Source organism: Roseateles oligotrophus, assembly GCF_025717515.1.
In the GTDB taxonomy this organism is placed as follows: Bacteria; Pseudomonadota; Gammaproteobacteria; order Burkholderiales; family Burkholderiaceae_C; genus Paucibacter_A; species Paucibacter_A oligotrophus.
Genome location: NZ_JAJIRN010000002.1, coordinates 13,021 through 26,472 on the forward strand (window position 1 = coordinate 13,021; position 13,452 = coordinate 26,472).

The following is a 13,452-nucleotide window of genomic DNA, read 5'->3' on the forward strand; positions in this document are numbered from 1 at the left end:
GGTGGCAACATCGCCCTAGCTGGCGGACGGAAAGCTGAGCACGAAACAACTGCCGCCGCCCTCGCGCGGCTCGCAGCGCACGCTGGCGCCATGGGCCTGCGCGATCTGCTTGACCAAATTCAGCCCCAAGCCAACCCCGCCTGCCTGTTCGGCATGACCGGGCAAGCGAAAAAAGGCCTCAAAAATTCGCTCGCGCATCGCCTCGGGCACGCCGGGGCCTCGATCGCATACCCGTAGCTCGGCCCCGCCATCCAGGGCTTGGCTCAACTGCAACAAGACCTGCGAGCCGCCATAGCGGCGCGCATTCTCGAGCAAATTGCGCATGGCCCGGCGCAACAACCTGTCCTCCCCCTGCACGGTCAGGCTGCTCAGTCCTTCGGGCGGCTCGAAATCGGCAGCAACGCGGGCCGACTCCTCCACGGCAAGCCCCAGCAAATCCACCGACTCACGCTCAAACGCAACAGTCGACGAATCAAGTCGACTGGCCAACAACACCTCTTCGACCAAGGCATCAAGCTCCGCGATATTGGTGTGAATTTCGCGACTCAGGCGCTCGCGCTGGGCCAAGCTGGCCGGGCCGTCACCGCTCTCATTCAGCATCGAAAAGGCCATCTTCAACCGCGCCAAGGGCGAGCGCAGCTCATGGCTGGCGTTGGCCAGCAGGGACTTTTGCGAGCGCAGCAAGGCTTCGATCTGCTCGGCCGTGCGGTTGAAACTGGCCGCCAAAACCGCGACCTCATCATGACCCTCGGCATCGACACGGTGGGCCAAATTGCCGGCGCCGAATTTTTCAACCCCGGCGCGCAAACCTTCCAGGCGCCGGGTCAGACGACGAATCACTGGGTAGGCGCCGATCGCCACGCCAACGAAAAGCAGCAGCAACAATGCCAGCAAGACTTGACCATTGGGCCGCGGGCCAAACACCGGGGACAGCCCGGAGGGTGGTTCCGGCCGCCCGCCCGCGCCCATGCCCGCCTGGCGACCGGACCCCGGCTTGTGCTGCAGCCCCGGGGGCAAACGCAGGTTCCTCATCAACTCCAGACTGCGCCCATCCTTCAGCGGCAGTCGGATGGTCGGGGTGGAGCTGTCTTCCTCAAGCCTGCGTTCGAACTGCTCGGAAGCGGCTATCCGTTCGCCACCTCTATCGTTCAGCGCCACCGGCATGCGCAGACGCAGCCCCCATTCTTCCAAGGCTGCGGCCTGCCGCTCACGCGCCGTGTCGGCCGCGGGCAAGGCCATGGACAGCAACTCGGCCATAGCGGCCATCCGCTCGTTGGCGATCGACTCAAAGCCGCCCCGCTCGCTTTCCAGATGGCGCTGAAACAACCAGGTTGAACCAAAGGCGAAGGCCAGCAACAAGACCACCAGGGTCAGGTAAATGCGCAGATAGAGCGATTTCATTCGGCACTCAAACTTGAGCTCTTTCGCTTAACTTGGTTCGGCGTCCTGCTTGCGCGCGAACACATAACCGGCACCGCGCACGGTCAACACGCGCCGCGGCGCCTTCGGATCATCCTCGATCAAGGCGCGAATGCGCGAGATATGCACATCGATCGATCGATCAAACGCATCCAGTGGATGGCCTTTCAACGAATCCATGATCAGGTCACGTGACAACACCCGCCCCGGGCTTTGTGCCAGCACCACCAACAGGTCGAACTGATGTCCGGTGAAGTCCAGCGGCTGGCCGTCAAGGCGAGCCATGCGGGCCGCCAAATCGATCTCCAAGCGCCCAAAGCGCAAGACATCCGCATCGCCCGCTTCGGGCTCCAAACGCCGCAACAAGGCCTTGATGCGGGCCTGCAATTCACGCGGCTCGAAGGGTTTGGCCAAATAGTCGTCGGCGCCCAATTCCAGGCCCAAGATACGGTCCATCGGCTCGCCGCGCGCGGACAGCATCAGCACCGGCAAGCGGCGCGTGTGCGGGTCGGCTCGCAGCTCACGGCAAAAGTCCAGCCCATCACCATCGGGCAACATCAGATCAAGCACCAGCAAATCAAACGGCGCGCCCGCCAAAACCTCACGCCCGGCGCCCAGCGAACCTGCCACCACCACGTCAAAGCCGGCAGCACCGAGGTACTCGCTCAACATGCCGGTCAACCGGGCATCGTCATCGATCACCAACAGTCTATGCATCATCATCCTGTTCAGCGTTCTTTGGCCCAGTTGGCGCGCGCGCAAAACTGGGTTTGGGGTCGTCAAAGGAGCAAGCATATGCGAGATATCGAGGTATCGATTTCAATGACCTTGAGTGGCCGAATGCTGCTGACGCTCGCTCATGTGTTCCTGCATCCGGGCCTGCATCTTCTTCATGCGCTCGGCAAGTTTGGCGCGCTGCTCGGGCGTCAGCACGCGGGCGGCATCCACCATCGCCTGGCTCATGCGCTTGCTGGCCTCCTCGTGCTGGGCCGACATCTGCTGACGCAAGGCCTCAATGGCTGAGGCATCGATGTTGGCGGCGGTCAACAGGCTCATGCTCTGCTCATGCAGGTTGCGTCCGCCGGCCCGCTGCGATTTCAAGTCTTGCCTGGCGGCCGCCATAATCTGCTTGATTTGAGCGCGCTGTGTGTCACTGGCATCGACCATGTCCAGCATATGTTCCATGCGGCCGGCCATCATCATCTCGGACCCACCGTGTGGGCCCATTTCCGCGCGGCCACCCATAGCGCCCATCGCTTGTGCGTTCATCGCGCTCAGGCCGCCCACAGCCAGCGCCGAGGCTAGGGCCACAGCCTTGCCCAAATGGAACAGCCTGCTTGTGTTGATGACAGTCATTTCAGTACTCCGGAAGTGAAGAAAAGAGGAGAAGTGAAGTCATCTTCAATTGCGCACGTAAGCGTGCTATGCACAAGCGGTAAAGTTCTGTGAAGGAATCGAAAAAGGGGCCAGCGGCCCCTTTCATTTACTTCGTCTGCAGCGGTCCACCCGACCGCTAGCGCATTACTTGATCGGCTTGAAGCGCATGCGCTTGGGCCGTGCGCCCTCTTCACCCAGACGCTTCTTCTTGTCAGCTTCGTACTCATGGAAGTTGCCGTCAAAGAAGAACCACTGCGAGTTGCCTTCGCAAGCCAGGATATGGGTGCAGATGCGGTCCAGGAACCATCGATCGTGCGAGATCACCATCGCCGAGCCGGCAAACTCCAGCAGCGCTTCTTCCAGCGCGCGCAGGGTTTCGACGTCCAGGTCGTTCGACGGTTCGTCCAGCATCAAGACGTTGCCGCCTTGTGCCAGCGTCTTGGCCAAATGCAGACGGCCTCGCTCACCACCGGACAGGCTGCCGACCAGCTTTTGCTGGTCATTGCCCTTGAAGTTGAAGCGGCCCAGATAGGCGCGGCTGGGCATCACGAACTTGCCAACGGTGATGTTGTCCAAGCCACCCGACACGTCTTGCCAGACGGTCTTCTCGGCGTCCAGGCTCTCGCGGCTCTGGTCGACAAAAGCCATGCGCGCGGTCTTGCCGATCTTGACCGTGCCACTGTCCGGCGTCTCGGTGCCCTGCAACATGCGGAACAGCGTCGATTTACCGGCGCCGTTCGGGCCAATGATGCCGACGATCGCGCCGGCCGGCACCTTGAAGCTCAAGTTGTCGATCAGCACGCGGTCGCCGAAGCTCTTTGACACGCCTTCGAACTCGATCACCTCATTGCCCAGGCGCTCGGCCACGGGAATGAAAATCTCATTCGTCACATTGCGCTGCTGGTACTCGACGTCGCTCAGCTCCTCGAAACGGGCCAGACGCGCCTTGCTCTTGGCCTGACGGCCCTTGGCATTGGAGCGCACCCATTTCAGCTCTTCCTTCATCGCCTTCATGCGGGCGTCTTCGGACTTCTGCTCGCCTTCCAAGCGCTTTTCCTTCTGGTCCAGCCAGTCGGAATAATTGCCCTTCCAAGGGATGCCATGGCCACGGTCCAGTTCCAAGATCCACTCGGCCGCGTTGTCCAGGAAGTAGCGATCGTGGGTAATCGCGACCACGGTGCCGGGGAAGCGCTGCAGGAACTGCTCCAGCCACTCGACCGATTCGGCGTCCAAGTGGTTGGTCGGCTCGTCGAGCAGCAACATGTCGGGCTTGCTCAGCAGCAGGCGGCACAGCGCGACGCGGCGCTTCTCACCACCGGACAGCACGCCAATCACGGCTTCCCAGGGCGGCAGGTTCAGCGCGTCGGCGGCCAACTCCAGCTGCAGGTCGGTGTTTTCGGAGCCTGCCGCGGCGATGATGGACTCCAGCTCGCCCTGCTCGGCGGCCAATGCGTCAAAGTCGGCATCTTCTTCGGCATAAGCCGCATAGACCTCGTCGAGGCGCTTCTTGGCGGCCAAGACACCGCCGATGCCTTCTTCGACCGCTTCTCGCACGGTCTGAGTTTCGTTCAGGCGCGGCTCCTGCTCCAGGTAGCCGATCTTGATGCCGGGCATCGCGATCGCTTCGCCGTCGTACTCTTTATCCACCCCGGCCATGATCTTCAGGATGGTCGACTTGCCCGAGCCGTTCACGCCCAACACGCCGATCTTGGCACCGGGGAAGAAGGAGAGCGAGATGTCCTTGAGGATGTGGCGTTTTGGGGGAACCGTCTTGTTGACGCGGTTCATGGAAAAGACGTATTGCGCCATAGCGGGGAGTTCCTGTCCTGGAGTTTTGTTGAATTGCTCGTGCGGCGCGCCGAAAAGCCGCTGGCGCACGCGAAGCGCTCGATTGTCGCAGCTTCGCGCCCAGAGCCTCGGATGAGGGCGTCACAAGTTCACGCTCAGCGTTGCCCTGGAGCCCGAATTGGCCCGTTTGATGCGGGCTTTCCCTGAGGGCCAGCTATACTGCAGCCCAACGCCGCGGCTACCAGTCTTCCGCGGCGTTTTCTTTTTTGACATCAAGTGCGCCTCCTATCGCAGGCTCGAAGACTGGCGTTGCATATCCTGCAGCGCGGCCCAGCAACCGAAGATGCGCGCTCACCAAAAAATCAATGAGCTTTGAATCTCTGGGCCTTGCCCTGCCTTTGCTGAAGGCCATCGCCGACGCCGGCTACACCACCCCTACTCCCATCCAAGCCCAGGCCATTCCGGCCGTCATGCAAGGCGGCGACCTGCTCGCAGGCGCCCAGACCGGCACCGGCAAAACCGCAGGCTTCACCCTGCCCTTGTTGCACCGTTTGAGCGTCGGCGAACCCGTCACCAACAAGCGCGGCAAGCCCGCCATTCGTGCGCTCGTCTTGACCCCTACCCGCGAACTCGCGGCCCAGGTCGAGGAAAGCGTCAAGACCTACGGCAAGTACCTGCCGCTGAAGAGCATGGTCATGTTCGGCGGTGTCGGCATGCAGCCGCAGATCAACCGTCTGCGTGACGGCGTCGACATTCTCGTCGCCACGCCCGGCCGCCTGCTCGACCATGCGCAGCAAGGCACGCTGGACCTGAGTCAGGTGCAAATCCTGGTGCTGGACGAAGCCGACCGCATGTTGGATATGGGCTTTGTGCACGACATCAAGAAGGTTTTGGCGCTGCTGCCGGCCAAGAAGCAGTCGCTGTTGTTCAGCGCCACCTTCAGTGACGACATCAAGAACCTGGCCGACCGCCTGCTGAATGCCCCCGCGCTGATCGAAGTGGCGCGCCGCAACCAGACCAATGAGTCGATTGCGCAAAAGGTTCACCCGGTTGGCCGCGAGCGCAAGAAGGAATTGCTGGCCCACCTGATCAAGACCGGCAACTGGCACCAGGTGCTGGTGTTCACCCGCATGAAGCATGGCGCCAACCGCCTGACCGACTACCTGAACGACCAAGGCATCAGCGCCATGGCCATCCACGGCAACAAGAGCCAGGGTGCGCGCACCAAGGCGCTGGCCGAGTTCAAGACCGGCGACCTGCAAGTGCTGGTGGCGACCGACATCGCCGCGCGCGGCATCGACATCGATCAACTGCCCCATGTCGTCAACTTCGAGTTGCCGAATGTGTCGGAAGACTATGTGCACCGCATCGGCCGCACCGGCCGTGCCGGCGCTTTGGGCGAAGCGGTGTCGCTGGTTTGCGTGGACGAAAACGGCTTCCTGCGCGAGATCGAAAAGCTGATCAAGCGCGAAATCCCGAAGGAAATCGTGCCCGGCTTTGCGCCGGATCCGAGCGAGAAGCCCGAGCCCATCGTGCTGGGCCGGATGATTCTGAACAACAACGGCAGCCGCTCCGGCGGCGGTGGACGCGGTGGTCGCCCGGGTGGTGGCGGCGGCGGTGGACGCTCATCGGCACCGCGTGGCGGGGCTGGCCATGCTCCGCACGGCTCGCGTGACGGCGGCGCACCGCGTCAGGCCGCGCCGCAGGGTCAGCGCCCTGCCGGTGGTGGTGGTGGTGGACGCCCGAACGGCGGTGGCGGTGGCCGACCTGCCGGTGGCGGTGGCGGTGGCCGAGGTGGCAACTTCGCCGGCCGCTCGACCCAGCCCAAGCGTTAAACACCAAATATTTAGCGCCCTTGCTGCCTCGGCAGCAATCAAGCAAAAAGCCCAGCTCGAAACAGCCGGGCTTTTTTCATTTTTAGATCAAACAAGCAAGCGTCATAACCCTCAGTCTTGACAGTATTGACACCTTGGCGCGACAGCTCGCATGAAAACAGCGGCGTGCAGCGCCTTGCCGCTCCACAATGCCGGACTTGCTGGCCTTGTGAAGACATTAGATGAAACTCTCCCCGCGAAAGCTGCTGCTGTGGCTGGTTGCCGCCGTCATTGCCGTCGGACTGCTGATCGGCTATTTGTTGCTGCGTCAGTTTGAGTTCGAAAAGCTCAGGGACGAGTACAAGGAGCGCACGCCCGGCGAGTTGATTCGTTATGCCAGGATACGGCTGCTGGGGCATGAGTATCTGGAAAGCATCATGCTGCCGGTCTTGGCGGCGGTGGAAGCCAGCATCGAGCGGCCGATTCCCGACACCAAGTTACCCAGCCTGAGCAAAGGCCAGCAGAGTTTCAGCTTCGCGCCGATTCATTTTTCGGCCAAAGGTCAGGCCCAAGCTGAATCCGCGATGCCAAACCCCGACGCGCCACTCGGCAATGCGAGTGACCTGCGCGTCAGCAGCAGCGCCGAGCTGCTTCGAGCGATGCAAAACGTCCGCGCCGGTCAAACGATTTTGATAGCGCCGGGCCGCTACGCCATCAACCGAGCAATGGTCACCAAAGCTGCGGGCGAGCCGGAGTTCCCGATCACTGTGCGGGCCAGCAAACCTGGCACGGTGAGACTGGAAACTCGCAGCGCGGTGGGCTTTCGAGTGGCCCATCCATTCTGGGTGTTTGAAAACCTGCATCTGCGTGGCTTGTGCGAGGAGCAAGGCAATTGCGAACATGCCTTTCATATTGTCGGCGGCGCACGCGGCACCGTGCTGCGCAACAATTTGATCGAGGAGTTCAACGCCCATATCCGTGTCAACGGCGAAGACGAGGCTTGGCCCGATGATGGGCTGATTCAGTTCAACACCTTCACCAATAGCCGAGCGCGGGCGACGCAGCGATTGGTGGCGCCAATCGATATCGTCGGCGCCAACCGCTGGCAAGTGACGGACAACCACATCAGCAATATTTCAAAGTCGGAGGGCAACAAAATTGCTTACGGCATGCTACTCAGGGGCGGCGGACATGGCGGCCGGCTTGAACGCAATCTGATCGTTTGCACAACTCAATCCGGCAGCAATCCCGGCATCCGCGTGGGTCTGTCTTTTGGCGGCTCCAGCACCGATAAAAGTTTCTGCCGCGAGCAATGTACCGCCGAGCATCAAGCAGGGGTCGCCAGCAGCAATGTGATTGCGCATTGCAATGATTTCGGCATCGACATCAACCAATCGACATCCATCCTGGCGGCGCACAACAGTTTGATCAACACCGCCGGCATCGATGTCCGTGGCCCGCAATCCTCGGCCACCGTCTATGGCAATTTGCTTGATGGCCGAATTCGCCAACGCGACGGATCGCGAACGAACGTCAGCATGAATGAAGTCCTGGAACTGCGCGAATACCTTCACAACCCCGATGGCCTCGACTTGCGCTGGCGCAATGGCGTCGAGAGCATCCCGGCCCTACCCCTGATCGCCGATGATTTTTGCGGTCAGGCCCGGGGGTCAAGCAGCCTGCCCGGGGCAATCAGATCCCAGCAAGCGGACTGTTTCAAGGCCGCCCCAGGTCGCGAGTCGCCATGAGCCACCTCAAGCAGCGAGTTTGGCTGGCCGGCGCCACTGGTCTGGTCGGCCGAGCCTTGCTGGCCCAATTGCTACAGCAGCCGGTCCAGATCGACGCCTTGTTGCGCCGCCCGGTTAACGATTTACCCAGCAGCCCCAGACTGCATCACCATCAAGTCGATTTCGCCATGCCGGACTTGGGTTCAAGCGACTTGGCCAAGCCCGACACCGTCTTCATCTGCCTGGGCACCACCTTGGCCCTCGCTGGCTCACAAGCAGCCTTTCGAGCGCTTGACCTGGAGGCCGTGGTGAATGTGGCTCGATCCGCGCGGGCGGCCGGCGCCAGCGCTTGTGCGGTGGTTTCGGCACTCGGCGCGGACCCGGCTTCCCGCGTCTTCTACAACCGCACCAAAGGTGAGATGGAACAGGCCTTGGCGGCATTGCGCTTCGATCGCCTGGTGATCGCGCGCCCCTCGCTGTTGGCCGGCAACCGGGAACAATTGGGCCAAGCCAGGCGAAGCGGTGAGGCTTGGGCGCTGCGCCTGACAAAACCAATGGCTTCGCTGATTCCGGCCAAATGGCGGCCGATCCAGGCCGACGTGCTCGCCCGCGCCCTCATCCTTGCCTTAAGTCAAGAAGGCGCCGCACTGCAAGTGCTGGAATCCGATCATCTGCAAACCCTGGGTGCAATATGAAATTGAGCTTCCTCGGCGCCGCCGACTGCGTGACCGGCTCCCGTCATTTGCTTGATCTTGGGGAGCAGCGCCTGCTGCTCGACTGCGGCCTGTTTCAAGGCTACAAGCAGCTGCGTGAACGCAACTGGGCCGGCTTGGGCCTAGCGGCCGCCAGCATTGACGCCGTGCTGCTTTCACATGCCCATCTGGATCACAGCGGCTATATCCCGGCGCTGCGCAGCCAGGGTTTCAAGGGGCAGATCTTCTCCACCGGTGCGACCCGCGATCTGTGCGAGGTCTTGCTGCTGGACAGTGCGCATTTACAGGAAGAAGATGCCCGCCGCGCCAACCGCCAAGGCACCAGCAAGCATGCCAAGGCGCTGCCGCTTTACACCGTCAACGACACCAAGAAAGCGCTGACGCATTTTGTCGGTCTGCCGCGCGACGGTCGCCTGAAGCTGGGGCATGGCGAGAGTCAGGCCGAGATTCGCTTCGTGCCGGTCGGCCATCTCTTGGGCGCCTGTGCGATCAGCATTAGCGCCCAGGGCAAGACCTTGGTGTATTCAGGCGATATCGGGCGCAATAACGACCTCTTGATGCCGGGGCCTCAGCGCATTGAGGCGGCCGATGTGCTGTTGATCGAATCCACCTATGGCAACCGCCTGCACCCGGCCGAAGATGTGCAGACCAGGCTGGCGCAAATTCTGCGCAACACCTTCAAGCGCGGCGGCTCGGTGCTGCTGCCCAGCTTTGCGGTCGGCCGCGCGCAGTCCTTGCTGCTGGTGCTGCAGCGCCTGCGCGAAACGGGCGAGCTGGCTCAAGATGTGCCGATCTATCTCGACAGCCCGATGGCGGCCCAGGCCACCCAACTGACCATCAAGCACAAAAAGCTGCTGCGCATTGCGGCCTCAGAGGCGGCCGGTCTGTGCGAGGGCGTGCAATTGGTCACCAAGGGCGCCGACTCGCTCAAGCTGGCCGCCTCGTTGGCCTCGACAAGAGGCCGACCCTCCATCGTCATCTCGGCCAGCGGCATGGCCACCGGCGGCCGTGTCTTGAACTACATCGAAACGCTGGCCCCGCAAGCCCGCCATCACATCGCCTTCCCCGGTTTTCAGGTCGGTGGCAGCCGCGGCGCCAAGATGGTCGAAGGTGCCCGTGAAATCAAGCTGCACGGCAAATATGTGGCCGTCAACGCGGAGGTCAGCCATCTGGAGGGCTTCTCCGGCCATGCCGATGCCGACGGCCTGATGGCCTGGCTGCGTGGCTTCAAGAAGGCGCCCAGCCAGGTCTTCGTCGTGCATGGCGAGCCGGCCGCCAGCGACGCGCTGCGCAGCCGCATTCAGGATGAACTGGGCTGGCCGGTGCGCGTGCCTCAACATGGAGAAACGGTCGAGCTGTGAGTCTGCTGGAACAAGCATTTGGCGCCAACGCCGCGTTGGCGATGGGTCTGTTGGCCGCGCTGGGCAGCGGCTTGCTGATCGGTCTTGAGCGCGAACGGCACAAAGGCCGCGGCCACCGTGGCGGGCGTGAACTTGAACCGGCCGGCCTGCGCACCTTCACCATCAGCGCGCTGGCCGGCGCCTTGGCCCATGGCATGGCCGTGCCGGGCCTGGTGGCTGTGGGCGCTTTGGCCGTCACGGTGCTGGCGGCGATGGCCTACTTTCGCAGCAGCGAACGGGATCCCGGCCTGACCACCGAAATGGCCTTGCTGGCCACCTATCTGATCGGTGTGCTTTGCGTGCAAGCCCCGCTGCTGGGCGCGCCGGCCGCCGTCACCCTGACCGCCTTGCTGAGCGCCCGCACGGCCCTGCACCGCTTTGCCACACGCCTGCTGCGCGAGGACGAATTGCATGATGGGTTGCTGCTGGCAGCCTTGGTGCTGGTGGTGCTGCCCATCATGCCGACCGAGCCCTTACCCTGGCTGGCCGGCATGAAGGCGCATTCCATGATGGGCTTGCTGCTGCTGCTGCTGGGTCTGCAAGCCGTCGGTTATGTGGCATTGCGCTTGCTGGGCGCGCAGACCGGCCTGGCGCTATCGGGCCTGATGTCGGGTCTGGTGTCCAGCACGGCGACCATTGCCACCATGGGGCATCGCGCCAAGGCGGAGCCGCATTTGCAGCTGGCCTGCGCCTCGGGCGCGGTGATGTCTACCGCCGCCACCTGGCTGCAAGCCTGCCTGATGCTGTTTGCGATGGCCCCACAGGCAGCAGGCAAGTTCTTGCCTTTGGGCGCTGCAGGCATGTTGGTGGCCGGCGCCGCAGGTCTGCTGCTGGCACGCCAAGCAAGGCGCGGCATCAAGGACGGCAGGGTTTCGGCACCGACCAAGCCACAGCAAGGCGGGCCGCTGCGGCTGAAGGAAGCGGCGCTGATTGCCCTGCTGCTCAGCGCTGTTGCGGTCTTGGTCAGTTGGGCCGAGAAAAAATTTGGCAGCTCGGGACTCTTTGCTGCCGTGATGCTGGCCGGCTTGGCCGACGCGCATTCACCGGTCGCGTCCTTGGCGGGTCTTGCTCAGGCAGGCCAAATCGACCAAGGCTTGATGTGCAAGGGTGTGTTGGCTGCCATCGCCAGCAATAGCCTGACCCGCGCCGTCACCGCTTGGCTGACCGGCGGGCGACGATTTGCCTTGATCGTTGCCGGCGTCTTGCTGAGCAGCTGGGCGCTGGCCGCCGCAGCACTATGGCTGATACTGCGCCCCTGAAATGAAGACCCAGCCGCCCCTCATCCCCGCTCAGATCGACTTCTCCGCCCCCGTTGCACCTTCGGCCCCGGCCTTCGCCGATGTCTATCACAGCCGCGCCGGTGCGCTGGAGCAGGCCCGCCATGTTTTCCTGGCCGGCAATGAGCTGCCGATGCGCTGGGCCCATCGCCAGGATTTCGTGATCCTGGAAACCGGCTTCGGGCTGGGCAATAATTTTTTAACTACTTGGCATGCCTGGCAACTAGACCCGGCGCGCAGCCAGCGCTTGGTCTTCATCAGCATAGAAAAACACCCACTGCGCCTGGCCGACCTCAGGCAAGCCCACCTGAGTTCCGAATTGCCCGAGTTGGCAACCCAGCTCTGCCAAGCCTGGCCGCCGCTGACGCCCAATCTGCACAGACTGAGTTTCGCCGCCGGGCGAGTCCAATTGCTGCTCTGCTTAGGTGACGCTCAGCATTGGCTGCGCGAGTTGGTGGCCGAGGTCGATGCCTTCTATCTGGATGGCTTCAATCCCAAGCAAAACCCGGAGATGTGGGACAAGCACCTATTCAAGGCGATTGCGCGCCACGCCGCTCACGGGGCCACCGCCGCATCCTGGAGCGTCGCCCCCGCCGTTCGTGAGGGTTTGACGGCGGCCGGCTTCAGCGCCCTGCGTCAGCGCGGCTTTGCCAACAAGGGCGGCATGTGCGTGGCTCGCTTCACGCCGAGACATCAAATTCAAAAACCCGTGGGGCGACTGGCCCTGGCTACAGCGGCCCGCCATGCGCTGATCATCGGCGCCGGGCTGGCGGGTACGGCTTGCGCCTGGGCATTGGCCGAGCACGGCATCCGCAGCACCATCGTTGACGCCCAGGTCGGGCCGGCGATGGCGGCCTCCGGCAACCCGGCCGGCCTGTTCCACGGCACCTTGAATCCAGACGATGGCTTGCATGCTCGCTTCAACCGTGCTTGCGCAATCGAGACAGAGCGCGTGTTGAATCGCCTGCCCGCGCTGCCATGGCGCCAGCGCGGTCTGTTGCGGATAGAGAGCAGCCGCGACTTGGCGCAGATGCAAGCGCTGATCGACCGACTGGGGCTCCCTTGCGACTATGTGCAGGCGCTGAGCAGTACCGAGGCCGAGGCCCGCAGCGGGCTGCAGTTAGGCCTGCCGGCTTGGTTTTATCCAGGTGGCGGCGCCTTGCAGCCGGCCGCCTATGCCGGGGCCTTGCTCGAAGCCAGTGCTGCGCGGCAATTGTTCGGGCGGACGGTAGCCCGGTTGAGCCGCAGTGAAGAAACTTGGCAGGCCTGGAGCCAAGACGGTCAATTGATCGGTGAAGCGCCACTGCTGGTATTGGCCGGTGGCCAGCAAGGTCAGGCCTTGCTGCAAGACCTGGCCCCGAGTCTGCCCTTGCCCTTGATGAGCCAGCGCGGTCAGCTCAGCCATATTGAGCGGGCCGATGCAAGACCGCTGCTGCCCGTCGCTGGTCTGGGTTATGCGATTGCCGATCAAGGCGGCGGCCTGTGGTGCGGCGCGACCAGCCAGGACGGCGACGTGCGGCCCGAATTGCTGGCCACCGACCACGCCCACAACCTGAGTCAGTTCGCCCGGCTGGCGCATCTCGGCGAGCGCGAGTCGGCCGAGCTGCAGGCCAAGGGCGGCCGCGTCGGCTGGCGTTTGGCGACGCCGGACCGCCTGCCTCTGGTCGGCGGCCTGCCGCATCTGGACACCCAAGGCCAGCCGATGCTGGCCGAGCAGCTGCGCTTTATTCCCCGTCAAGCCGGCTTGGGCATTTGCATGGGCCTGGGTTCACGTGGCATCGGCTGGGCCGCTTTGTGCGCGCAGGTGCTGGCGGCGCAAATATGCGGCGCGCCCTGCCCCATCGAAGCCAGCTTGCTGGATGCAATTGACCCGGCGCGTTTTGCCCTGCGCGGCCGCCGCACGGGCAAATCCATCGGCAAACCGGTCGGTCCATAAA

General features: G+C 63.2%; 10 protein-coding genes. 6 read left to right on the top strand and 4 right to left on the bottom strand.

The genetic code is table 11. The features are described from left to right. Window positions 1-15: 15 nt before the first annotated feature. From LNV07_RS03390 to ettA, 4 genes are all read right to left on the bottom strand, one after another. Window positions 16-1,401: a HAMP domain-containing sensor histidine kinase gene (locus tag LNV07_RS03390; protein WP_263569776.1), complete on the bottom strand. Its 1,386-nt coding sequence runs from the start codon at window positions 1,399-1,401 to the stop codon at window positions 16-18. Between the two features lie 27 nt (window positions 1,402-1,428). After that, complete coding sequence (locus LNV07_RS03395; protein ID WP_263569777.1) at window positions 1,429-2,139, bottom strand: response regulator; 711 nt, start codon at window positions 2,137-2,139, stop codon at window positions 1,429-1,431. 99 nt (window positions 2,140-2,238) lie between these two features. Next, window positions 2,239-2,775, bottom strand: a complete 537-nt coding sequence (locus LNV07_RS03400; protein ID WP_263569778.1) for a Spy/CpxP family protein refolding chaperone — start codon at window positions 2,773-2,775, stop codon at window positions 2,239-2,241. Between the two features lie 165 nt (window positions 2,776-2,940). Continuing rightward, window positions 2,941-4,605, bottom strand: a complete 1,665-nt coding sequence (gene ettA / locus LNV07_RS03405) for an energy-dependent translational throttle protein EttA (protein WP_263569779.1) — start codon at window positions 4,603-4,605, stop codon at window positions 2,941-2,943. A gap of 344 nt (window positions 4,606-4,949) precedes the next feature. On the opposite strand from ettA, the gene LNV07_RS03410 reads away from it, so the two are divergent. The 6 genes from LNV07_RS03410 to mnmC all read left to right on the top strand — a co-directional run bounded on the left by LNV07_RS03410 (window position 4,950) and on the right by mnmC (window position 13,451). Then, on the top strand, window positions 4,950-6,419 hold the full coding sequence (locus LNV07_RS03410; protein ID WP_263569780.1) for a DEAD/DEAH box helicase: 1,470 nt from the start codon (window positions 4,950-4,952) through the stop codon (window positions 6,417-6,419). Between the two features lie 221 nt (window positions 6,420-6,640). Next, window positions 6,641-8,146, top strand: a complete 1,506-nt coding sequence (locus LNV07_RS03415; RefSeq protein ID WP_263569781.1) for a polysaccharide lyase domain-containing protein — start codon at window positions 6,641-6,643, stop codon at window positions 8,144-8,146. Continuing rightward, a complete protein-coding gene (locus LNV07_RS03420; protein ID WP_263569782.1) occupies window positions 8,143-8,820 on the top strand; it encodes an NAD(P)H-binding protein in 678 nt (225 codons plus the stop codon). Before LNV07_RS03415 ends, LNV07_RS03420 begins: the two co-directional genes overlap by 4 nt. Continuing rightward, the gene (locus LNV07_RS03425; RefSeq protein WP_263569783.1) at window positions 8,817-10,199 is read left to right on the top strand and encodes an MBL fold metallo-hydrolase RNA specificity domain-containing protein; all 1,383 of its coding nucleotides are present in this window, start codon (window positions 8,817-8,819) and stop codon (window positions 10,197-10,199) included. The genes LNV07_RS03420 and LNV07_RS03425 overlap by 4 nt, the downstream gene beginning before the upstream one ends. After that, window positions 10,196-11,497: an MgtC/SapB family protein gene (locus tag LNV07_RS03430; RefSeq protein WP_263569784.1), complete on the top strand. Its 1,302-nt coding sequence runs from the start codon at window positions 10,196-10,198 to the stop codon at window positions 11,495-11,497. Before LNV07_RS03425 ends, LNV07_RS03430 begins: the two co-directional genes overlap by 4 nt. A 1-nt stretch (window position 11,498) precedes the next feature. Next, complete coding sequence (mnmC, locus tag LNV07_RS03435; protein WP_263569785.1) at window positions 11,499-13,451, top strand: FAD-dependent 5-carboxymethylaminomethyl-2-thiouridine(34) oxidoreductase MnmC; 1,953 nt, start codon at window positions 11,499-11,501, stop codon at window positions 13,449-13,451. The last annotated feature ends 1 nt before the right edge of the window (window position 13,452 follow it).

Coding starts and splice junctions, on each gene's coding strand:
- LNV07_RS03415 (WP_263569781.1), top strand. CDS start 6,641: ATGAAACTCTCCCCGCGAAAGCTGCTGCTGTGGCTGGTTGCCGCCGTC.
- LNV07_RS03400 (WP_263569778.1), bottom strand. CDS start 2,775: ATGACTGTCATCAACACAAGCAGGCTGTTCCATTTGGGCAAGGCTGTG.
- LNV07_RS03420 (WP_263569782.1), top strand. CDS start 8,143: ATGAGCCACCTCAAGCAGCGAGTTTGGCTGGCCGGCGCCACTGGTCTG.
- LNV07_RS03395 (WP_263569777.1), bottom strand. CDS start 2,139: ATGATGCATAGACTGTTGGTGATCGATGACGATGCCCGGTTGACCGGC.
- LNV07_RS03425 (WP_263569783.1), top strand. CDS start 8,817: ATGAAATTGAGCTTCCTCGGCGCCGCCGACTGCGTGACCGGCTCCCGT.
- LNV07_RS03410 (WP_263569780.1), top strand. CDS start 4,950: ATGAGCTTTGAATCTCTGGGCCTTGCCCTGCCTTTGCTGAAGGCCATC.
- mnmC (WP_263569785.1), top strand. CDS start 11,499: ATGAAGACCCAGCCGCCCCTCATCCCCGCTCAGATCGACTTCTCCGCC.
- ettA (WP_263569779.1), bottom strand. CDS start 4,605: ATGGCGCAATACGTCTTTTCCATGAACCGCGTCAACAAGACGGTTCCC.
- LNV07_RS03390 (WP_263569776.1), bottom strand. CDS start 1,401: ATGAAATCGCTCTATCTGCGCATTTACCTGACCCTGGTGGTCTTGTTG.